Origin of the sequence: Faecalispora anaeroviscerum (assembly GCF_947568225.1) — a bacterium.
In the GTDB taxonomy this organism is placed as follows: Bacteria; Bacillota; Clostridia; order Oscillospirales; family Acutalibacteraceae; genus Faecalispora; species Faecalispora anaeroviscerum.
Genome location: NZ_CANOOQ010000001.1, coordinates 1,036,031 through 1,058,301, shown reverse-complemented (window position 1 = coordinate 1,058,301; position 22,271 = coordinate 1,036,031). Strand labels below are relative to the sequence as shown.

Genomic DNA, 22,271 nt, shown 5'->3' with positions numbered 1-22,271 from the left:
GACAGGCAACGCGCGAAATATCCGCGTCAAAATGGGCCATGCTATTATCTGGTTGAAAATCCAAACCGAAACCGCTATGCTTTTCGTTGACTTTTCTTCGTGATTGCGTTAGCATGAAAAAATAAAACTACTAAATTTTGGAAAGGTTGTGCGGCAGGCTATGAATTGGGAAGAAATCCTGTCGGATCCCAAGCTGTGGAAGATGATCCGCGGTAAGCTGATCTTTTTTATTGTGTTTACCGTTGGCCTGATTTTTTTTGTGTTTCATATTGAAAATGTGTCTTTTGCTATTTCTTACATTTTATCATTGTTTTGGCCGTTACTGGTCGGAATCGGCGTTGCATATGTGGTAAATGTTCTGGTGCGCTTTTTAGAGAACAAGGTGTTCTACCCCCTGAATAAAAAGGGGTGGAAAATATGGATTAAATTTCGGCGAAGTATCAGTATCCTGTTGGCATTTGCTTTTTTATCTTTGGTTGTGTGGTTGATCATTGTTTATATTGTGCCGGAATTCATCAGCTCTCTCAGCTTTTTTTCCGAGAATTTGCCCACTTATATCAACCAGTTTTCACAATGGCTGACCAATACGGCGAACCAATTCGACTGGAGTCAGGAAACCCAGAGTCTTTTGAAAATTGACTGGACAAAGCCGCTCGAAAAGATCACTCAAACGGTGAGTGATTTGGCCGGTTCGCTGGTGTCAGTTACCATCAGCGTGGCGTCCGGCGTGATTTCATTTGTGTTGAGTGTGATCTTTTCCATTTATATCCTGTTCGGAAAAGAGCGGCTGATTCGCAACATTCGCCGTGTACTGTACGCGTTTCTCCCCAAAGAGAAAGCGCAGCGCCTGGTTGCGGTGGGCGTGCTGACCAACCGAATTTTTTCGGGCTTTGTCACCGGGCAGATGACGGAGGCCATCATCATTGGCTCACTGTGTTATGTCGGCATGTCGATTATGAGTCTGCCTTACGCGGTGATGATCAGCGTAATTATTTCCATGACAAGTCTGATCCCGATTCTGGGAGCGTATTTGGGCGGGGCAATGGGTGCGTTTGTCCTGCTGATGATTAATCCTGTTTACAGCCTGTGGTTTCTTGTTTTCCTCGTGCTGCTTCAGCAGTTTGAGGGGAATGTGATCTATCCCCGTGTGGTGGGCAGTTCCATTGGTCTGCCCGGTATTTGGGTGATGGTTGCCATTTTGCTGTTTGGTAACCTGTTCGGTATTATTGGCATTTTGCTCGGAGTGCCGCTGTTTTCTGTGTTCTACGCTTTGCTGCGTCAGGAGACGGAGTTAAAGCTTAAGGAAAAAGAAATATCGGAAGATGAAGTGATGGGGAAGCCGCCTGTCATGGTGCCGGAGCCCGGCGCAGGTAAGAGCACTCCTGCACCAAACGAGCAGGTGTTGGACGAGCACGTGGAATCCGACCGGAATTCTGCCGATCCTCCAAATGTTGACTGAAAATTCACACTTTCGTCATGTTTGCCTGTTAGGTTTCTGCTATCATCGGAATCATGAAGTCCAAGGCACACATAAAGGAGCGACGTTATAATGCAGGAATGGATCATCCAGACCATGAATCAATTTGGCTATATTGGAATTATGCTGTTGATAGCCGTAGAGAATATATTTCCCCCGATTCCGTCCGAAGTGATTCTGACTTTCGGTGGGTTTCTGACCACATATACAGATATGAAGGTATGGGGTGTGGTGCTGGCGGCCACCGTCGGTGCAGTGATCGGCGCTTTGGTCTTGTACAGTATCGGGCGTTTTTTTCCGCCGGAGCGAATTGAAGGCTGGCTTGACGGACGCTTGGGCCAGATATTGCATTTTAAGCGCCAGGATGTAGAGCGTGCGGCACAGTGGTTTCAGAAGAAGGGAAGGATCACCGTATTTGTCTGCCGCTTTATTCCGATTATTCGCAGCCTGATTTCCATACCGGCGGGAATGACCAAAATGTCTATGGGTGTTTTCTTGCTGTATACCGCCGCAGGTACCTTTTTGTGGAACACGGTACTAGTGCATTTAGGAGCGTTCGCCGGTGAATCGTGGGAGAGTGTTGCACAGTTCATTAATCTGTACGCGCACGCCACTCTGATTATATTGATTGTACTGTTTATCGTTGGCGCGATTTTCTTCTACAAAACGAGGATATCGAAGAAAAACAATAAGGAAAATGTGTAACCATACCCATACAAGATGTAAAAAATCAGCGAAATGCCCTAAAAAACAACCAATCTTTCTTATTTATTTTTAAGTCTATCAAAGTGACACGGTTGTAATTCAAACAAAAATCAGTTATAATTTTAGATATTATAACTGATTTTTTTGCCGGGGAACCGGTGAAATGTGGGGAGACGGCTTTTTATGGGGAGCGAAATCCGGGAGTTAAAGAATTCCAGTTCTGAAATGTTTCAGAACTGGAATCAAAGTATTGTAATGGTTCGCAGATTAGCAGGAGAAAAGAGGCTGCGGTCTTGCGTTTTGCAGATCAGCGACCGATGCCTTGCACTCTTTGGCTATACGAGAAAAGAATTCGAAGAAAAGTTCCAACAAGACTACAATAGACTGGTGCATCCGGAAGACCGGCAGGCTTTTCATTCTTCTGTGGAAAAGCAGACTGCCGCGACCGGATTTTTTTACGCCAAGTACCGTGTTTTTACAAAAGACAACCGTGAAATTTACTGCATGGAATATGGGGTTCAAAACGAGGATGGCTCTCTTGTGTGTACGCTCATGGAAGTGACAAATGAAGTCACTCAGTGTAATCAAGCGAAAAAGGCCAAGGCTCGTCTGGAAGCCTTAATTCGAGGGGTTGCGGGCGGTGTTTTGATCGCTGGATTTAATCAAAAGAAATTTACCTATATTGATGCTTCCGACGGCTATTTCCGAATTTTCGGCTACACCAGAGAGCAGTATCAGCAGCTTGAGCGTTCCTCAACGGGAATCTGTAGTGTCTATGCGGGAAACCATCAGAAGATGTTTCGCGAAATTCTGGAGTGGCTTTCTAAGGGGGCTGGCCGTCCGCTCACAAGCGAGTATAAAATCCAACGAAAAGACGGTTCCTCCGCCTGGATAACGGCGCAGATTTCTGTGATAGAAAAAACTCAGAACGGCTGGGAAATTCAGATGCTGATAAGTGACAACACAATGTACCGCAAGATTATGCATGAGCTTCAGCATGATCAGCGCAACATTACTCAGCAAAGCATTTCAGACGATATTCTGTTTGATTACGATGTGATTACAGATACACTCCATTTGTCTGACAATGTCAAGCTAATCGGGGTGCCTGCTGTTATCAATCAGTACAGTGAGAAAGCACTGCAAAAGAAAAGCGTGTATCCCGCAGATATTCCCGTCTTTCAACATTTCATTAAAAATCTTCGAAACAATATCAAGGTATCCAATACCATCCTGCGCTTTCAGCATAAGGATGGCAGATACTATTGGTATCATCTGATTGGGGCTACGATTACAGACGATTCCGGTCGCATTACCAAAATGGTGGGCAAGGCCGTTAATATGAATCGCCAGAAGGAAGAAATGCTCGAGCTGGTGGAACGCGCCCAGAGGGACCCGTTTACCAAGCTGTACAATAAAACCATGACCGAAACGCTGGTTCGCCAATCTCTTTCTTATGAATCGGATCGCAGCCATGCGATTCTGGTGATCGATATCGATAACTTTAAAGAGATCAACGACACTTACGGCCATTTGCACGGAGACGCTGTATTGGTGGAATTTTCGCGGATTTTAAAGCTAAACTTTGAAGACAAAGGGGTAGTTGGCCGAATCGGCGGCGACGAGTTCCTTGTTTTTCTGCGTGGAGAAAAGAGTCTGGATACCATCCGCCAAAAGGCACAGGAGGTCTGCCAAATGTTTCAGCAGGCCGAATCCCTGTCGAACATGCAGCACCTTCTCAGCGCCAGCGTGGGTGTTTCCCTTTTTCCTCAGGATGGAACCGCCTATGAGGAGCTGTTCCACAAGGCTGATCAGGCGCTGTATGTTGCCAAACGCCACGGCAAGGGCGACATGGTGTTTTATTCTGACATCACTCAACTGAAGCGTGATTCGGGGACTTCAGAACCTGCGTCTCTGGTGACGGAGATTCGCCGCGACATTACGCCGGATTACCGGGTTGATCCACACCTTGTGTTTGAAGCGACAGAAGAGCTTCTCTCCTCAGGTGGAAGCCCCGACGGAATGGGGCCGGTTTTGAGGATGATTGGCCGTGTTCTCAGCGTTGGCCGGGTGTATTTGGCGGAATGCTCAGAGGATCACCTGCAATGTACGATCGCGTGTGAATGGTGTGCGCCGAATGTGGAGCCGGTTTTCGGCAGATCGCAGAAGGTTGCGTTTGATGAGCTGAGGCTTCATTATCAGCGCTTCGACGAATGGGGACTGTTCCGCTGTTATGATGTGCAGGAGGCTGAGGATACCTACTTCCTGAAACAGAGCCCTTCCACACGCTCTACACTGCACTGTGTGCTGTACGATCAGCGGGGAAGCATTCGCGGCTTTGTAGGCTGCGACGATGTGACGACCAACCGCACATGGAATCAGACGGAATCCATGTCGCTGACGGTACTGGCAGGACTCATCAGCCGCTTTGCCTACTATTATAAGGAAGCCAAAGAGCACCCTAAAAAGACGCGCTCTCGCAGTTCCAAAACAAAGGAAGAATAAAAGAACGACTCCGCCAATTGGCGGAGTCGTTCTTTTATTCGAGCATCCCTCTTTGACGAATGCGTTCCGGATTGAGAAATTTCCCCATTCCGGTTTTCAGACGGCCGAAGCCGAAGCGCTCGTAAAAGGTTTCTTTTCCCGGGGACGCGTATAATATTACATTACTGTCCGGCAGCTGCCGAAGCATCTCCTCCAGTAGGGTTCTGCCAAGTCCCTGCCCATGATATTCGGGCAGCAGAGCGATGTCGTAAATAGCGGACTGAAACGTTGCGTCGGAAAGAGCGCGTCCGCAGCCGATCAAGCGTTTCCCATCCCGCAGAAAAACGACGGCAAAGCTGTTTTCAAACGCTTTACGGAATGTTTCGGGTGGGTGAGGGGAAAGGCCCGCGGTTTCGATGACAGTGGCCAGCTCCTCCCAGTTAATCTGCTCACAGTTGTACTCAATGGTAACGTTCATTCCGAATCACCTGCTTCCTTTTTCTCGATTCCTTGCTTTTGGATGAAATTCCAGGAGTCACGGCACATATCGGCTAATGTGTAACGGGCCTGCCAGCCCAGTATTTTTTGTGCTTTGGTGGCGTCGGCATAGTATTCCGGCAGATCACCGGCCCGACGAGGAGCAAACCGATAAGGAACAGGAACTCCCGATTCTTGCTCAAAGGCCTTTACAACCTCAAGGACGGAGCTGCCATGCCCGGTTCCCAGATTGTAAACACTGTTACCCTCCTGCGCAAAAAGTGCGTCCAGGGCCTTGACATGGCCGATGGCAAGGTCGCAGACGTGGATATAGTCCCGCACACCGGTGCCGTCACAGGTGGGGTAGTCGTTGCCGAAGACGTTAAGATAAGGCAGAGACCCCTGTGCGACCCGCATAATGTACGGCATCAGGTTGTTGGGGATGCCGTTGGGGTTTTCTCCGATCAGTCCGCTGGGGTGCGCGCCAATCGGATTAAAGTAGCGCAGCAGCATGGTGTTCCACTGGCTGTCGCTCTTACAAAGATCCTGCAAAATCTGTTCAATCATTGCTTTGGTTGTGCCATAGGGATTTGTGGTCTGTCCGGTTGGCATATCCTCTCGATAAGGGATGGGATTGTTTTCTCCATACACCGTGGCGGAAGAGCTGAATACCAGGCGCCTGACACTGTGCCGCTCCATCTGCTGCAGCAGATTCAGGGTTCCGGTCACGTTATTGCGATAATAAAGGACGGGCTTTTGAACGCTTTCTCCCACGGCCTTCAAGCCGGCAAAATGGATGACTGCATCGATTTTCTGTTCCTCAAAAATTTGCCCCAAGTGCTCCTCATCCAGCAGATCGCAGCAATAGGAGGGAAAATCCCGGCCGGTAATGGTGCGTACCGCATCCAGAGCGGCAGGGGAAGAGTTGCTGAAGTTATCTGCAACGCAAATATCGTAGCCGTTTTGCAGCAGCTCTACGCAGGTGTGGCTTCCAATAAAACCGGCGCCGCCGGTTACCAATATGTTTTTCATCGGAATATCCTCCGTTTTGTTCCGAGGCAAATTTGCCCGGAGATTTCGTCCAGGCCCAACAGGCGCCGGGCATTGTTCCAGCAAATATCTTCCATCATCCGATCCGGTAGCCCCAACCGCTCCAGGTAGTGTATCTGCTCCAAGGGCAGGCTCCAGGGGCAGTCGCTGGCATAGAGTACCCTCTCCGGGCCGTGGTGCAGAATCATTCGTTTGGCCTGCTCTGGGTCTACGATCAGGTAAGACATCGAGGTGTCGAGGTAGATGTTTTCCATGCCGATCAAATAATCCTCGGCTTCGTCGCTGCGCTTCATTCCGCCCATATGTGCTGCGATAATGGTCATACGTGGAAAGTCACGCGCTATTTTTGCCAAAGCCTTTGGCGGTGTACGTACCACGTTCGGTGAAACCGGGTCCCACCCTGCGTGAATGGTAACGGGCAGCCCCAATTCTTGCAGTGCGTCGTAAATCGGGTAAGCTTTCTTGTCGTCGACAAAAAAGCGCTGGTATTCCGGGTGCAGCTTTACGCCGTAAAGCCCCAGATCACGAATGCGCCAAAGCTCCTCCACGGCATCCGGGGCGTCCGGATGAACCGAGCCGAAGCAATAAAAAAAGGCGTCCTGAATCTCTGCCGCCCAATTATTAATGTTGGTCTGCTGCTCCGGCCTGGTGGCGATATTCATGACGGCCGCGCAGGAAATTCCCCACTCTTTCAGCTTGCCTCTAGTGTCGGAAAGCGTTGCCTTGGTTACGGGGGGAACATGACTGGTTTCGCCAATTCCGGAAAGTGCTTTTCCGGCCAGGAAATCAGGGAACATATGAATATGCATATCAAAAATCATGGAAACCAGATAAATTCCTTTCTTGTAAAGATACTGTTTCTAAAGAGAGCTCCCAAAATCATTGAGTTCTCTTTTTCCATTGTTTTCATTTTACACGGTTTTGGGTAAAAAAACAAGGCACAGAGCCCGGCTTTGCCGAAACACTATGCCTTTGTGGATGGTTTATCGAAAGGTAAACAAATTGTTTTGTTCACCCTGCTGCTTTAGTTCGGCAAGGTGCTTCTTTGAATTCTCACGCTGTACCAGCAAAAGATCCATTGTAGAACGATTGAGAGCAGCAGCCTGGCGAAACAGCGCATTGATTTCTGAAATCAAATTCAAAGCCCGTATTTCATCTGGGCAACAGATTTCTTCTTTTAACTGCGAAGACATTAGATCGCGCAGTCTTTCCTGTTCAGCGGCGTCTTGAAGCTCTGTTTTGGATCGGATCAGAAGGTTGCATTTATCCACCCGCTGCATCAGCTGACCGCGCTGCTCCAGCAGTGGGTCCAGCTCGACTGTTTCCTCCAGCGATTGAACCTCCATCTGCTTTGTGATGTTCAAAATCTGTTCCATCAGAATCTTCTTTTGCTCCAGGCATACCAAAATGTCCTGCGTAAGCATGATGTACTCCAATCTTTATCTGCGGTATTTCTTTATTTTTTTATATGGACCAGTTTTTCCGCCTGTGCCCAGGTATCGCGCATCTCATTGACAAGCGGAAGCAAATCATCCAGAAGCTGAGGATCGCGGCGGATTTCTGCACGAATGATTTGCTGATTGCAGAAATAGTATAAATCATACAGTTCTTTTGAAACAGGATACTTAAAGTCCAGCACGGAAGAAAGGTACTGAAAAATATTTTTGCATTTTTCGGTGCATTTTTCAGAATTGACGAAATCCTTCTGTTTCATTAGCAGAGAACTATGGTGAAGGTTTTTTAAGACTTCATCGAACAGAAGAAGCAACTGTTCCCCGCGCGACATAGTAGAGACAGACTGCTGTTTGTATTGAAAAATCGCATTGCTTTGCATGATACACCTCTGATTTTACCGTCAGGTGGAACTGGATGATGTAAAGAAGCTGGCCTGAGAGTTCATCTTTGAAATATAGGTTTCCAAAGCGGTAAATTTATTATAATAATATTCCTGCCGGGATTTTAGCTGCGTTTTCAGGGTTTTAATCTGAGTATCGTACGCTTTCATTTTCTTGGCTAATTCACTCTGGTCTACCTTGCTGGTGGAAGAGCCCGCCTTTGTGATAAAAAGACCAGTATTTACTAAGCTGTCATTTGTGTATTTTTTAATGACATTCTGCATCCGGGTAGCGATGCCGTCCGTAGAAGTAAACAGCTGAGTGACCTTATCCGGATCGGAATTCAGTGCCACTTTGAGCTTGTCCTCGTCCACAGTTAGTTTTCCATTGTCGGAATAGCTGGAAGCCGAGATGCCGACCTGATACAAAGCGCTGCTCATCGAAGAAACAAAGTCCGTCATACTGGAACGCCAGTCCTGAACAAAGCTGCTGAGAAGAGAATCGTTAAACATCAGGCCCTGCTTTGCTTTTTTCTCCCAAGTGGTGATCTGACTTTCGCTCATTTCACTTTTCTGATTATCCGTTAATGGCTTATAAGTAGCGTCTGTAGGCTTTTTCTCTGAGATATAGCCGTTTACCGTTGTTAAAATCGCATTGTAATCGTCGATAAATGCTTTCATTTTCGTTACAAGATCATCTGTTTTTGATTCAGACGAAAAGGTGATGGGATTTGTTTGACTGATATCGGAGCCGGTGGTTGTTTTCTGCAGCTCAAAATTCACGTCGTCCATCGTAAAGGTATTGCTGCTGCGGGTAATGGTTGTAAAGGACTGCCCATTGTCAAAGCTGACATCAAGCACAGCGTCCTGGCCGGCCGTTCCGTTAACGGTGCCGCTTCCGAACAGCGCTTCAGACAGATTGCCGGTTACATCCTTAATTTCCACCTTACTGTTGGAGCCACCGTTTTTCGCGACGATACTAAAACGGTCTAAGGTACTCGAATAAGTGACAGTAACGTTAGCATCTGAATCGTTGTTGATGGTTTTTAAAATTGTGCTGACGCTGTCGGTTGCCTTGAATGAAAACTCTTTTCCGTTGACGGAAAGCTTATATTCAGACAGTAAATCCGAGCCATCTTTCGTCAGCTCAGTGGATAGCTCGTTCTGTACATCACGCAGGGTCTTATTTACGTTGATGCGGTTTGATTCACCGGCAAATACATGCAAAGCACCGTCGGCGCCAAGCACGCCGCTTTTACTGGAAGAGGAAATCGTCAGAACATCGGTAGTACCCCCCGTTGTTGTAAAGGAAAGACCACCGTCTTTTGTTGCAGCCTGAACCTTTCCGCTGCCAAAAGCAGAATCCAATTTGCTTTGGAGATAGCTCTGCAGCTCTTCCGGCGTGTCATAGCTTGATGTCGCAGTTGCATCAAAGGAGATGGTCTTTGAAAGCCCGTTGAGATCAAAGGTTATATTTGAGCCGGAAAGAGATTCGCCCAAATAGGTTTTATATAATTCGTTCTGATTTACCTGTCCACTGACTGAGCTGCCACTGTTTGTCAGCCCCAGCCCGTTCATCAGGCTTTTGCTGCTGCCGCTGCTGACTACCTCAATCGACTTTCCCTCAGTAGAGGTTAAAGAAATCGCCCCGTCATCACCCACATCAAAGCTGATCTTGCCCTTTAGATCCGTGTTTGACTTTACCGCTTCGTTTAACGCAGTTTCAAGCTTCTTGGAATAGTTCGCCATAAATTCCGCGTCTGTTTCAGAAGCCGATTTTACAGGGAGAGAAATAGAAGAGGAAAGAGTAAGTGTGTAGTCAGTGCCGCCGATGCTCAGATTCAGCTTTGATCCGGAAGCAATGGAATGATTCGTAAAATATGCTTCGTTCACCGCAGTTGCTCCCGTTACCGTGGTACCGGAATTATCTGCTTTCAGGCCAAGCCCGCCGAGCAAAGAATCTGAACCGCTTTTGATTGTAACGGCAGCAGACGAAGAAGAATCTTTATTTTTTAAAACAAATTTCCCGTCTGTGTCAATGGAAGCGCTAAGCTTATCACTAAGTCCCTGATCCTTTAGCTGCTGATTAAGCTGGCTCACAATCTCAGAAGCCGTTTTAGTGGTACCGTTAGTACCAACAGTTAAGGTATAATCCTTACTCTCAAAATTAATCTTCATGGTGGAGCCGGTTACGGCGCTCTTTGTCCACTCAGACTGAATGGCTCCGGTTTGTATTGCCTGATTGGAAACCTTGTTGCTGGCTACAAACGAGGCCTGCTTTGCAAGCTGCGAAATCGATTTAATCTGCATGCTTTTCGCAACGCTGGACGAACCGCTGACGCCTACATAGGAAGAAAAGTTATTCTTAATCGATGTGCTGTTGAAGAAATTGGCATTTAAAATGCTGCTGCTGCTGGAAGAAGAGGAAAAGTATTTAGACTGAAACTCAGAAATTGACTTGATAACAGCCTGATAAGCTTCCTGCTGCCAAGTGGCAGTCTGCTTTTTCTGATTTGCAGTGTCAATTTTAGTCTGCGTTCCGCTCGTAAGCTGCTTGACCAGCTCGTCGGTGTCTAATCCCGACATCAAGCCACTCATGCGTTTGGAAGAACTTGCCGTCGCATAAAGCGAAGAGGAAGATGTGCTGGAATTGGTAGATAAAGAAGACATTAGAGATCCTCCTGTCCGATAAAAATACTTCTTACCATATATATCGTACAGTTTTTATAAATCATTAGGAAAAAAAACAGAAGAATTAGTTGCGATTTTCGGAAATAACAATTGCATTTCCCGAATGAATATTGTACACTTAGTGCAATAAGTTTTGTTTTACTATTTGCTTAGCGAAGCGAGCAAGAAAGAAAGGAAGCACATGAATTTTGTTCCTATCGATCAGCTGAAAGAGGGCATGAGGCTGGATCGGGATGTGTATTTGTATGATTACAAGACTTGTAAAGTCGCCATGTTGCGTTCCGGACAGATCCTGACCAGCGCGTACATTCAAAAGCTTAGCGAACTGCAGGTATTAGGGGCATATATCCATTCCAATGATGATCAAGAGGGACAGCCGGCATGCAAGTTGCTGCGGCCTCGCCCGCCGATTAAAAAGGCGCTCAAGCAGGAGGCTATCGCAAATCTCGAAAACGTGTTCGAGATGTTTGATAAGAATGCGCAGAGCATCAATATCAGCCATATTAATCAGACTCTGGATGTTTCTAAACAGTTAGTCACAGCACTGAAAAATAATAAAAACATCGAACTCAGCATTGTTAATTTAAAGCTGTATGATGATTATACTTATAACCATTCACTGGGTGTGTCCATCCTGGCAATTGCTATTGGGATTTCTATGGGGATGAAGACTAAGGAGCTGTATGACCTTGGCCTTTGCGCATTGTTGCATGACATTGGGAAGATGTCGATTCCGATTGAGATTATCGCGAAACCGGCCAAGCTGACGTTGGATGAGTTTGAAGTGGTGAAGCTGCACCCTTATAAAGGCGCCGAGTTTTTTTTAAAGCACCAGTTGGTTAATAAAAAGATTTGTGCCGGTATTTTGACGCACCATGAGAAATTTGACGGCTCCGGTTATCCCAGTGGCCTGAAGGGAGACAGTATTCCTTTGTTTGGCCGGATTATTGCGGTAGCGGATGTGTATGATGCGCTGACATCCGTTCGGCCTTATCGAAAACCGTCTTCTCCCACAGAAGTGCTGGAGTATATTATGGGTGGGAGTGGCACGGCCTTTGATGTGGAAGTGGTTGAGGCGTTTTTAAGAAAGGTTTCTCCTTACCCGGTTGGCTCCTGCGTCAGTCTGAGTAACGGAGAAATCGCGATTGTTGTTGCACAGAATGTCAGGCACCCGCTTCGCCCTCAGATCCGGCTGCTCAGCGAGCCGGACAAAATACTCGATCTGTATAATGACCGCAACTATCTTTCGCTTGTGATTGAGAATGCCTGTAATATCTCCACGGAAGATCTGGATGAGGAACTTCAGGGAGAGCAGGAAGAAAAGATAGTTGAATGAGTTGAATGATAAAATGAGCTGTAACCAGTCTGCGGACAATGCGTGTCTGCAGACTGGTTTTTTTTCGGCCCCCGGCCAAACTGGAAGAATACAACTGAAGTTGAGAATATGGTTGCGGGGATGGAAGCGTGCCTTGTTCCATCCCTTTTCAACTGAAAAAGCGGACAGAATATTCCGTCCGCACACAAAATAAGTAACCATGGAGTCGTTTAACGAATCATTCAGAAACGACGACTTCCTCTAATGAATAGTATTCCACCAAATGTTGCAGCTGCGTAGCATGATCAGCCATTTCACGGCTCGAAGCAGCGCTTTCCTCCGCCGTGGCGGAATTGGTTTGCACCACCGAGGAAATCTGATCTACCCCAAGGCTGATCTGACTGATGGAGTTTGCTTGTGTTTCTGAAGCGGAGGCGATTCGATTCACGAGGTCTGTCGATTTTTCGGTAGCCGCCAGAACCTCCTGCATAGTTTTCGCGGTTTGGTCTGCAATGCTCTTTCCCTTTTCAACAGCCAGAATGGAATTCTCAATTAAAGCGGTGGAATTCTGTGCGGCTTCGGCACTTTTACTGGCCAGATTGCGCACTTCTTCGGCTACAACGGCAAAGCCTTTTCCAGCGGAACCGGCTCTGGCGGCCTCAACGGCGGCATTGAGAGCCAGAATGTTCGTTTGGCGGGCAATGTCATTAATTGTTTTGATGATATTGCCAATCTGGTTGGAGGATCTCGTAATCTCAGTCATCGCCTGCATCATATTTTCCGTTTCTTTCGCCACATTCTGAATTTTTTGACGCGCAAGGGTGGAAGCGCCGTTCGCGTCTGAAGCGTCAAACGCATTCTGCTTTACCTGCTCGGAGACGTCGAGAATGGTTGCAGAAAGCTCCTGAATCGAGCTAGCCTGCTCGGTGGCTCCCTGAGCCAGAGACTGAGAGGCGCTGGCCACCTGTTCCGAGCCATCGGTCACCTGCTGCGACGAGCTGGAGATTAAAGAGACGTTTTGCAGCAATATTTCTGAAAGCTGCTGCATCGAGTTTTGAATTCGGGTAAAATCACCCGCATAGCTTCGTTTGTTCACAATATGAATTTTTCCGTCGGTAATCAGATCAAGTGTCGTTGCAATTCCGGTCACATTCTTCTTGAGCTGCACTGCGGTATCATTTACCGCGGTGCATAGATCGTCAATATCACCCTGCATAGTAAACTCAATTTCCATGTCAAAATCACCGTGGCCCAGACGCCTGACGCTGTCTTTGATCATGTCCAGGGCACTCTGCAGGATATGTGCAACACGCCATGTAATCACCGACGCCAAGAGAATCGTAATCAGCAGCACCAAAATGGCCGGAATCAGCATCTGCCGGGTGTAAAGAACAGTGGCAATCGCTCCTAAAACGATCGAGAGCAGAACAATGGCCAGTGTAATCATCAGCAGTTCCGCTTTTAAAGAAAGATGACGTCTTTTATTTTGCATCTGAACAATCCTTTCCGGTTTCAGTCACTGTGCAGGAAAATGCGAAAGGTTGATCTTACAGTTGATCCAGTACCTTTTCTACCTGTTTCATTTCCTCGTTGTTCAGAATTTTTTTCGGGTCTACCAGCAGAACGACCTTGCCGTGCAGCCGCCCAATTCCGGTTACATAGGTGTTGGTGCTGTTGCCGGAAATCACGGTTGGGGTAGCCGAGATGTTTTCTTCTTCAATGACCGAAACCTCATTGACGGAGTCTACCAGAAAACCGATATAGGTTTCTTCTAGCTTTGTCACAATAATGCAGGTGCGGTCGTTGTATTCCAGTTCAGGCTTGCCGAAGCGCAGCCGAATATCAATCAGCGGGATGATGCTGCCACGCAGATTGATGATGCCTTTGGCATAAACGGGCGAATCCGGTACAGGGGTAATCTCCTGCATGCCGATAATTTGAACCACATCTGAAATCGGAACGCCGAAGAGTTGGTTGTCCAGAAAAAAAGTCAAATATTTTCCGTCAAGCTCCTGATTGGCTGTGTCCAGAAAGTCAATGGTATCGATGGTATTGATGGTATCTTCCATTGAAGTCACCCTTTCAAAGTGATATTAAAAATGAGAAATGAATTTCATTATTGCCGAGAACAACAGATCGAACACATAATAGCCTGAGAAGGCCGTCAGGCTCCCTCGCTCTCCGATTCGTCAGCCTCCGCTTTACTATGTGCGTGTTCCTCTTCGTTTTCGGTCAGGATTCGCCGCAGGTTCAGCAGTAGGGCTGGCCCTTTAGAAAGAGTCACGATCCCGTTGACAAAGGGATTGCTTTTTTCACGGCCAAGACTTGGCGTTTCGTTTACGTCCGCGGTAGAAATGTCAGTAACATCATCCACACTGTCAACGATCAGGCCAATGGTGGCGTCCTCCGACTGTGTTACCACAATGCTTGTCTGGTCGCTGTATTCCAGCTCAGGTTTAGAAAGCTTCAGCCGAATATCAATCAGCGGCACAATCTTGCCGCGCAGATTGATCACTCCCCTTACATATGAGGGCAGCTTGGGCATTAGCGTAATCGACTGAATGCGTACGATTTCAACCACTTGACTGCTGGGAATTGCAAAAATCTGGCCGTCGATATAAAAGGTCAGATATTTTTCAGACGTGTTTTGTTTTGCTGCGGTTTCTTCTGTCAGAGAGAGAACCGGATTTAAATTATTATTCATATCGTTTCACCACTTCTTCCGCCGCAGCCGCGGCGGTTATTTGAAAGAAAACTATATTAAATCGTTCTATACTTCAACTTATATATCGGTCATACGAAAAAGAAAATGAAGAGTATTCTTGAAAAAAGCGATGCCGGGTACGTTATTCTTCCGAGAAGTCCGGCATTTCAGGTGGTGGGGAAACCTTTTTGGCGTTGGCAGCAGCCGGGGTTGCCTCCTGCTCACCATAATTGAGAAAATACAGGTACAGATCGGCCACGGCCTGGTACAGCTCCGGCGGAACTTCAGTCCCCATATTCATCTGTGACAGCAGAGAGGCCAGCGCGTCGTCCTGATAAACGGGAATATTGCTTTCCTGCGCAACTTCTATGATTTTGGACGCAGTGTAGCCTACGCCCGCAGCCACGACGATCGGAGCATGGTTTTCCGCCTCGGAATAGCGCAGGGCAGCTGCGCGCTGCTTGTTGTTATACTGTGACATCAACGATTCGCCTTCCCTCGTGTATTTTTTTCAGGATGGTTTTTGCAGCCGAGGGGGGAGCCCCGGCAGACAGCTCCACTGCTTCCGGTTCAAAGCCGTTTCGGGCAAAAATGGAGGAAACAGCCGTGCTGATCGCTTTGGCATCGGGTGCAAATTCCGCTGGGCAGTTGAGCCGGGCGCTGATTTTTTTCCCGGTTAGCGTCAGGAAAGCCTCAAAATAACCTTTGGACTTAATGTCAAACGTCAGAATAATCTGGCGGCTGCGTTCCCGCCCATCTGCCGTTTGTCTTCCGTCGGAATCTTCTTCTTTTTCGACCCAGATTTCCCCGAACAGGTATTTGCCCTCAAAGGCCAGAGGAAGAAACAGGTGGTGAAACGGCATGTATACACTGTTATCCATCAAAAGGGAAGAGAGCGTATTCTGGAACAGCTCCTGCCCGCGCTGCGACGGGCCGCTTGCGTTTTCCGTCAAGAGCCTTAGTACGGAATCCAGCAATCTGTTTTCTTTGGGCGTTTCCAGGCGCCCCATATGCTCCAGAAAAACGGAGGTCATTTCGTTGAGTTTCTGGGGCGGAAAATTCAGGTCGTATTTGCAGTAATCGAGCAGAGCGGTATACTTTTCCGCCAGCTCTTCGCGGGAGCTGATGTTCAGGCGGGACAGATCATGAACGAGCAGAGTAATGTTGTCGCGAACACGGCCAAAATCGTTGGTGGCGGAGATATACCGCCGTAAAAACGGGATGATCTTCTCTTTGAGTGCAGTGAGGTTCTGATTCAGATTCTCGATCGGCAGCTCGTCGGTCAGCTCCTGCGTCATCTGCTGCAGCTGACCGCTGTACGGCTGCGGAATCTGCTCGCTGATCTGTATCAGTCGGTGAATCACCGCGCGGGTGGTTTCCCCGGCGCCGGAGTAGGCGTTAAAGGCTTTCAAAAACTGCGCTGTTTTCTGTTCCAGCATCTTGCTTGGGTTTTGCTCCAGTATCTGGCGCATCATTTGGAACAGGGTACCCGAAAACTGCGTTCGGTTGTTTTCCTGGAACAGCAGGTTCTGCACAATACCTTCCCGCCCCATATTGATAACCTGTGTCAGCTGACGCAACGACTCTGAAATACTGGCTCCCTGTTCCGCTCCGGCCCGGCCCATCACCTCAAACACCAACTTGCCAAGGCTCTGCGAAAGATCCGGTGTGTTGCCAAGCTGCTGAATAAAGCGGCTGAATACAGAATTTCGGTTCAGAAGAAACGAAAACTCCGCGTTGTTTTGCTGGCCGGACTGCCGGTCGGCATTGGCGGGCGGTACCAGCGCCGGATTAACCACAGCGCGGTCGGCTGGCTTTGCGGGATTCAGCCGATTTACATTTTCTCCGCCTGGGATTGGTGTAGTAATTCTTAGGTTATCTGCCATAAATGGGTACCTCTAAAATTAAAATTTATAGAAATAGAAGCGAAAAAGTTAATTATTTGCGACTTAATCCGATATATTATTATGAGAAAGACAGATTTTTCTGGATTTTTCTAGTTTGTTCCTTTTGGGAATTTTGAGATAGGCGGTGGCTATCATTCATGGATAACAATATGGAATCTTTGCTGGAAGTTTATTTGTTCGAAACCAACGGCTTGCTGACACATCTGGATGAAATTCTTCTTCGCTGCGAGCAGGCGGGTGATTTTGATTCGGAAAGTATCGACGAGATCTTCCGCATCATGCACACAATCAAAGGGTCTTCTGCGATGATGCAGTTTGACAGCATAGCGACGGTAACTCATAAGATGGAGGACCTGTTCTATTTTGTAAGAGAACACGGCATTTCTTCGGAGTACAACGAGCCGCTTACAGACTTGATGTTCAAATCCAGTGATTTTTTGAAAACAGAAGTCGAGAAAATCGAAAACAATGAACCGCTTATTACAAATATCGGCAGTTTAGAGGAAGAAATTAATTCTTTCCTCAAAAAGATTTCCGGAGAAGCGCCGGAAGAGCCCGTTGCGGCTGTGCAGCCGAGCGCCCCGGCGGAGCCGACAGCCGCAGAGTCTGTTCGCGCTCCGGCCCAGATCGCTCCAGTACAGGTTCAGCAGCCTGCCTCCGACAGCGGGGAGGAATATCCTTTCCCGGTGCGCGTGTTCTTTGAAGAAGAAACAGAGATGGTTCACCTGCGAGCCATGCTTCTGGTGCATGCGATCGTTGAAACCGGCACACCGGTGCGCAGCGTACCGGAGAAACTGGATTCCAATCCCGCCGCCGCAGATGAAATTGGAAAAGACGGGCTTCTGCTGATGTTCCGCACCAAAGAAGAAATGGAGTCCTCGCTCAAGATCATTGAAAATTTTGTATATACTAAAAATTATACTGTTCTTTCACCGCTGACGCAACAGAAAGAGCAGGTTAAAAACGCAAAAGAGGAAAAGACGGCTGCAAGCACAGAGCCTGCCGCAAATAATGGCAACGGGAATCATCCGGCCGTGAAGCAGAATCTGATCAACGTCAACCTGTCGAAGCTCGACAATTTGATGGATCTTGTCGGCGAAATTGTTATCACAGAATCGATGGTGACGGCCTCACATTCCGTGCAGTCCAGCGAAAGCGGAGTAGATAACAGCTACACCAAGGCTTCGCGCCAGCTGCGCAAGCTCACGGATGAACTACAGGAGATCGTCATGTCCATCCGGATGGTCCCGATTTCGGGTGTATTCCAGAAAATGCGCCGTATCGTGCGAGATATGAGCAAAAATCTGGAGAAGGACGCGGAGCTTGTGCTGGTCGGCGAGGATACTGAGGTTGATAAGTCCATTGTTGACAGCATCAACGATCCGATCATGCACGTGGTGCGCAACGCGATGGATCATGGGCTGGAGGATAAACAGGCCCGTGCCGCGAGCGGAAAGCCGGCCAAGGGAACCATTACCCTCACAGCGCAAAATACCGGCGGTGAAATCCTGATTTCCATTGAGGACGATGGTCAGGGAATCGACCGCGACGCGGTATTGGCCAAGGCCAAGCGCCAGGGCATGCTCAAAAAGAGCGAAAAGGAATATTCGAACCGCGAGGTTTACAATTTTCTCCTGATGCCCGGGTTTTCCACCAACGAGGTGGTTACCGAATATTCGGGCCGCGGCGTCGGAATGGACGTTGTGAAGAAGAACGTGGAGAAGGTCGGCGGCGACGTGACGATCTCAAGCGAGTACGGCAAGGGAACGAAGGTGCTGTTCAAGATTCCGCTCACTTTGGCAATTGTCAACGGCATGAAGGTTTCTGTGGGCGACACCATGTTTATCATCCCTACCAACAATATTAAGCAGTTGGTCAAGGTCACGTCTGATCAGGTGCTGTACGATACCAGCGGCAATGAAATCATCACTATGCGCAACCAGTATTATCCGCTCATTCGTCTGCACTCTGTGTTCGGGCTTGAGCCCAAGGTGAAAACGCTGGAGGATTCTATCGTTGTGCAGGTAGAAAATCACGAAAAGGTGTACTGTATCCTCGCGGATGACCTTCTCGGAGAACAGCAGGTTGTGGTAAAGGGTCTGCCCGCATACCTCAATCAATTTAACATTAAAGAAAGCGGGATTTCCGGCGGGGCTGTACTGGGCGACGGTAGCATCAGCTTGATTCTCGATGTAGTCAACCTTTACAATAACAATTAGTTTTCAGCGCTGAACAGGAATGGCTGCTCTGTGTGATTCTCAGGGGCAACCTCAAAGAATATTTCAGGGGGCGTTTGATTTGCAGGTTCATAAAATTGCGGTCATTCCCGGCGACGGGATTGGCCCCGAGGTGATTTCAGAAGGCTGTAAGGTGCTGGAGCATGTGGCCCGGCTGGACGGCGGATTTCGGTTTGAGTTCACCACCTTCCCGTGGGGATGTGAGTATTACCTGAAGAACGGAAGGATGATGGCAGAGGACGGGATCGAACAGCTCAGCGGCTTTGATGCTATTTTTCTCGGTGCCGTCGGTTTTCCCGGGGTTCCGGATCATATTTCTCTCTGGGGGTTGCTCCTTACAATCCGCAAAAGCTTCGATCAGTACGTCAATCTTCGCCCGGTCAAGCTGCTGCGCGGCGCGCCCTGCCCACTGAAAGATGTGAAGCGGGAAGATGTCGACATGGTTTTCGTGCGTGAGAACAGCGAGGGAGAATACGCAGGGAGCGGAAGCTGGCTTTATCGTGATACCCCCCATGAGGTAGTACTCCAGAATGGCGTATTCTCCCGGCACGGCTGCGAGCGGATCATGCGCTACGCGTTTGAGCTGGCGCGCCGGGAACAAAAAACGCTGACCAGTGTGAGCAAGGGGAATGCGCTGAACTATTCCATGGTGTTTTGGGACCAGATTTTTGCCGAGGTAAGCCGGGAGTACCCAGATGTAAAAACAGCCTCCTATCTGGTGGATGCGGCCAGTATGATGATGGTCAAGCGTCCTGAAGCGTTCGAGGTAGTGGTCACTTCAAACCTGTTCGGCGATATTCTCACCGACCTTGGCGCCGCGATTGCCGGTGGTATGGGCCTTGCGGCAGGCGCAAATATCAACCCCGAACGCAAATACCCTTCCATGTTTGAGCCAATTCATGGTTCGGCGCCCGACATTGCCGGCCGCCAGATCGCAAATCCGCTCGCTACCGTTTGGGCCGCCAGCCAGATGCTGGATTTCTTTCACCACGAGGCCTGGGGCAAGCGGCTTTTAGACGTGGTAGAGGACGTTCTGACGGAAGGGAAGGCTCTCACCCCTGATATGGGCGGAGCCGCAACCACGGCGCAGGTGGGAGACGCCATCGTGTCCCGTTTGGGCTGATGAATCTGACCTTCGGGCTGCTTCCCGGTACACCCAGAATTTTTCCACTCAAGAAAGGATCATTATGATACGTCTGACAGACCAGGAATTCAATACCATTGTAACGTATGTTAAAAATAATTACGGCATCAACCTGGCCAACAAGCGCCAGCTGATTGAAGCGCGCATGTATTCCGTTCTGGCGGAAAAGGGCATGAAGAGCTTTTCAGAGTATATGACCCTGATCCAGCAGAAAAATCCAGATGAAGTCATTGTCCTGCTGAACAAGCTAACGACAAATCACACCTATTTCATGCGCGAACCGGCTCATTTTGATTTTATCAAAAATAAATTACTGCCGCTTCAGGAGCGGATCAATCACCGCAAGCTCATACGAATCTGGAGCGCGGGCTGTTCCTCCGGCGAAGAGGCCTATACAACCTGCATGGTGCTGAAGGATTATTTCAGCCTGGGGCATCCCGGCTGGGATTTTCGTATTCTCGCCACAGATATTTCCGAAAAGGCGATGGCGGCGGGAAAGGCTGCTGTGTACAGCGCAGAATCTTTGAAAAACGTGCCTCAGGGCTGGCTGACCCGTTATTTTGTGAAGCAAGGGGCAGATCAGTTCCGCATTAACGACGATATTCGTCGGCATGTAACGTTTCAGCGGCTGAATTTGATGCAGCCGTTTCCTCCAATGCAGCCGTTCGATCTGATTTTCTGCCGAAATGTCATGATCTATTTTGATCAGAACGACCGCAACAAGCTCATCAATAAATACTACGACATGCTCATCCCAGGTGGATTTTTGCTGATTGGGCATTCCGAAACAATACAAAGGGACAGCTCTAAATTCCTTTATTTGGAGCCGTCGGTGTATCAGAAAGGACAATAAACTGTTATGTCGCTCAATCGTGTCATCAAGGTTTTGATTGTGGATGATTCTCTGTTTTTCCGAACGGCGCTGCAGAATGCCCTGCTGAAAGACCCGGGAATATCAGTGGTAGGTACGGCTGGCAGCGCGGCGGAGGCGGCGAAAAAGATTCAAGAGCTTTCGCCGGATGTCATCACCATGGATGTGGTAATGCCTGATATGAAGGGCACTGATTTTTTAAAAAAACTGATTCCCAGACGCCCTGTGCCGGTTGTGCTGGTCAGCTCGCTGGCTCTCGGTATTTTTGACGCGCTCGATGCGGGCGCTGTGGATTTTATTCGTAAGCCTGCCGCCGCAACGGATTACACCTTGTTTTTTACCGAGCTGGCAGTGAAAATCCGGATTGCCTCAACCGCAAAGGTAAAGACCAAAATCGTTTCTCCGCTGGAGTCCCTGCCAACGCCGACTCTCTCCTCCAATAGTAAAGGGGAAAAAGTCATTGCCATTGGTGCCTCTACCGGCGGAACTGAAGCAACGCTCGAAATTCTGAAAAATCTTCCGAAGAATATTCCGGGCATTTTAGTCGTGCAGCATATGCCGCCCGGATTTACCAAAATGTATGCGGAGCGTTTGGATCGCCTTTGCAGTTTTACCGTGGCGGAGGCGAAGGGCGGCGAGCGTGTGGAGCCGGGTGTGGCCTATATTGCGCCGGGTGATAAACACATGACTCTCGCCAGGGATGCCAGAGGCTATTATGTCAAATGCGCCGCAGGCGAGAAGGTCAGCGGGCACTGTCCCTCGGTGGATGTGCTGTTCCGCTCGGTTGCTGAAACGGCGGGCAAGGATGCCATGGGCATTATTCTGACCGGTATGGGCAGCGACGGGGCAAAGGGTCTGCTTGAAATGAGAAAACAGGGCTCCTTTACCATCGGTCAGGACAAAGCATCCTGCGTTGTGTACGGAATGCCGATGGTTGCTTTCGATATTGGCGCGGTAGTTCGTCAAGCACCGTGTCCTTCTATTGCGGGAATCGTCATCCAGCATCTAAATCAGGCCAAATAAAAAGCACTCGAATTGTCACTGACCGTAAATCAAAGATCAGGGAACGCCAACACCGTTCTCTGGTCTTTTTTGTTTGCTGCGCTTCTGCCGCAAATCCGTGGCAATAAACCTGTATTTTTAAAGATTCTTCCACACCTGCCTTTCCCCGCCTACGACGAAGGAAGAAACTGCCATTTTTAAGCACATTGCTGATTGGATGGATTGAGTAGGCATGTTCGGGATAAAAACAAAAAATAATTTAAAATTACTATTGAAATTATACAAATAATGTATTATACTAAAAATCGCAAGGAACTGGTAACGTTTCCGGTAACGTTACTGGAATGCGGAAGAAATTTTTGTTAGGAGGAAA

General features: G+C 48.4%; 19 protein-coding genes. 8 read left to right on the top strand and 11 right to left on the bottom strand.

The features are described from left to right. Positions 1-160 precede the first annotated feature (160 nt). The 3 genes from QOS46_RS05265 (at position 161) to QOS46_RS05255 (ending at position 4,687) form a co-directional block, all read left to right on the top strand. Positions 161-1,459 carry an AI-2E family transporter gene (locus QOS46_RS05265; RefSeq protein ID WP_283607825.1) on the top strand — a complete coding sequence of 433 codons (1,299 nt, stop codon included), beginning with the start codon at positions 161-163 and terminating at the stop codon, positions 1,457-1,459. A 90-nt stretch (positions 1,460-1,549) separates the two neighbouring features. After that, the gene (locus tag QOS46_RS05260) at positions 1,550-2,182 is read left to right on the top strand and encodes a DedA family protein (RefSeq protein ID WP_283607824.1); all 633 of its coding nucleotides are present in this window, start codon (positions 1,550-1,552) and stop codon (positions 2,180-2,182) included. A gap of 183 nt (positions 2,183-2,365) precedes the next feature. Then, complete coding sequence (locus QOS46_RS05255; protein ID WP_283607822.1) at positions 2,366-4,687, top strand: GGDEF domain-containing protein; 2,322 nt, start codon at positions 2,366-2,368, stop codon at positions 4,685-4,687. 34 nt (positions 4,688-4,721) lie between these two features. Here QOS46_RS05255 and QOS46_RS05250 read toward each other — a convergent pair whose 3' ends face one another. The 6 genes from QOS46_RS05250 to fliD form a co-directional block, all read right to left on the bottom strand. Beyond that, the gene (locus tag QOS46_RS05250) at positions 4,722-5,144 is read right to left on the bottom strand and encodes a GNAT family N-acetyltransferase (protein WP_283607819.1); all 423 of its coding nucleotides are present in this window, start codon (positions 5,142-5,144) and stop codon (positions 4,722-4,724) included. Beyond that, entirely contained in the window at positions 5,141-6,175 is a 1,035-nt protein-coding gene (gene galE / locus QOS46_RS05245) for a UDP-glucose 4-epimerase GalE (protein ID WP_283607817.1), read from the bottom strand. Before galE ends, QOS46_RS05250 begins: the two co-directional genes overlap by 4 nt. Further along, positions 6,172-7,014: an amidohydrolase family protein gene (locus QOS46_RS05240; RefSeq protein WP_283607814.1), complete on the bottom strand. Its 843-nt coding sequence runs from the start codon at positions 7,012-7,014 to the stop codon at positions 6,172-6,174. The genes galE and QOS46_RS05240 overlap by 4 nt, the downstream gene beginning before the upstream one ends. A gap of 162 nt (positions 7,015-7,176) precedes the next feature. Beyond that, on the bottom strand, positions 7,177-7,629 hold the full coding sequence (locus tag QOS46_RS05235; protein ID WP_283607813.1) for a hypothetical protein: 453 nt from the start codon (positions 7,627-7,629) through the stop codon (positions 7,177-7,179). 20 nt (positions 7,630-7,649) lie between these two features. After that, the gene (fliS, locus tag QOS46_RS05230) at positions 7,650-8,027 is read right to left on the bottom strand and encodes a flagellar export chaperone FliS (RefSeq protein WP_283607811.1); all 378 of its coding nucleotides are present in this window, start codon (positions 8,025-8,027) and stop codon (positions 7,650-7,652) included. A 21-nt stretch (positions 8,028-8,048) separates the two neighbouring features. Then, the gene (gene fliD, locus QOS46_RS05225; RefSeq protein ID WP_283607809.1) at positions 8,049-10,697 is read right to left on the bottom strand and encodes a flagellar filament capping protein FliD; all 2,649 of its coding nucleotides are present in this window, start codon (positions 10,695-10,697) and stop codon (positions 8,049-8,051) included. A gap of 202 nt (positions 10,698-10,899) precedes the next feature. Here fliD and QOS46_RS05220 point away from each other — a divergent pair, with 202 nt between their 5' ends. After that, a complete protein-coding gene (locus tag QOS46_RS05220; protein ID WP_283607807.1) occupies positions 10,900-12,054 on the top strand; it encodes an HD-GYP domain-containing protein in 1,155 nt (384 codons plus the stop codon). Positions 12,055-12,271: 217 nt separating this feature from the next. On the opposite strand, the gene QOS46_RS05215 is transcribed toward QOS46_RS05220, so the two are convergent. The 5 genes from QOS46_RS05215 to QOS46_RS05195 all read right to left on the bottom strand — a co-directional run bounded on the left by QOS46_RS05215 (position 12,272) and on the right by QOS46_RS05195 (position 16,623). Then, complete coding sequence (locus QOS46_RS05215; RefSeq protein WP_283607805.1) at positions 12,272-13,525, bottom strand: methyl-accepting chemotaxis protein; 1,254 nt, start codon at positions 13,523-13,525, stop codon at positions 12,272-12,274. 55 nt (positions 13,526-13,580) lie between these two features. Beyond that, complete coding sequence (locus QOS46_RS05210; RefSeq protein ID WP_283607803.1) at positions 13,581-14,102, bottom strand: chemotaxis protein CheW; 522 nt, start codon at positions 14,100-14,102, stop codon at positions 13,581-13,583. Positions 14,103-14,197: 95 nt separating this feature from the next. After that, positions 14,198-14,737: a chemotaxis protein CheW gene (locus QOS46_RS05205; protein ID WP_283607802.1), complete on the bottom strand. Its 540-nt coding sequence runs from the start codon at positions 14,735-14,737 to the stop codon at positions 14,198-14,200. Between the two features lie 142 nt (positions 14,738-14,879). Next, complete coding sequence (locus QOS46_RS05200; RefSeq protein ID WP_283607800.1) at positions 14,880-15,218, bottom strand: EscU/YscU/HrcU family type III secretion system export apparatus switch protein; 339 nt, start codon at positions 15,216-15,218, stop codon at positions 14,880-14,882. Continuing rightward, positions 15,205-16,623 carry a hypothetical protein gene (locus tag QOS46_RS05195; protein WP_283607798.1) on the bottom strand — a complete coding sequence of 473 codons (1,419 nt, stop codon included), beginning with the start codon at positions 16,621-16,623 and terminating at the stop codon, positions 15,205-15,207. Before QOS46_RS05195 ends, QOS46_RS05200 begins: the two co-directional genes overlap by 14 nt. A 158-nt stretch (positions 16,624-16,781) precedes the next feature. On the opposite strand from QOS46_RS05195, the gene QOS46_RS05190 reads away from it, so the two are divergent. The 4 genes from QOS46_RS05190 to QOS46_RS05175 all read left to right on the top strand — a co-directional run bounded on the left by QOS46_RS05190 (position 16,782) and on the right by QOS46_RS05175 (position 21,919). Further along, entirely contained in the window at positions 16,782-18,863 is a 2,082-nt protein-coding gene (locus QOS46_RS05190) for a chemotaxis protein CheA (protein ID WP_283607797.1), read from the top strand. A gap of 79 nt (positions 18,864-18,942) precedes the next feature. Beyond that, the gene (locus QOS46_RS05185) at positions 18,943-20,004 is read left to right on the top strand and encodes a tartrate dehydrogenase (RefSeq protein WP_283607796.1); all 1,062 of its coding nucleotides are present in this window, start codon (positions 18,943-18,945) and stop codon (positions 20,002-20,004) included. Between the two features lie 64 nt (positions 20,005-20,068). Continuing rightward, entirely contained in the window at positions 20,069-20,878 is an 810-nt protein-coding gene (locus QOS46_RS05180) for a CheR family methyltransferase (RefSeq protein ID WP_283607793.1), read from the top strand. Positions 20,879-20,884: 6 nt separating this feature from the next. Then, a complete protein-coding gene (locus tag QOS46_RS05175; protein WP_283607791.1) occupies positions 20,885-21,919 on the top strand; it encodes a protein-glutamate methylesterase/protein-glutamine glutaminase in 1,035 nt (344 codons plus the stop codon). The last annotated feature ends 352 nt before the right edge of the window (positions 21,920-22,271 follow it).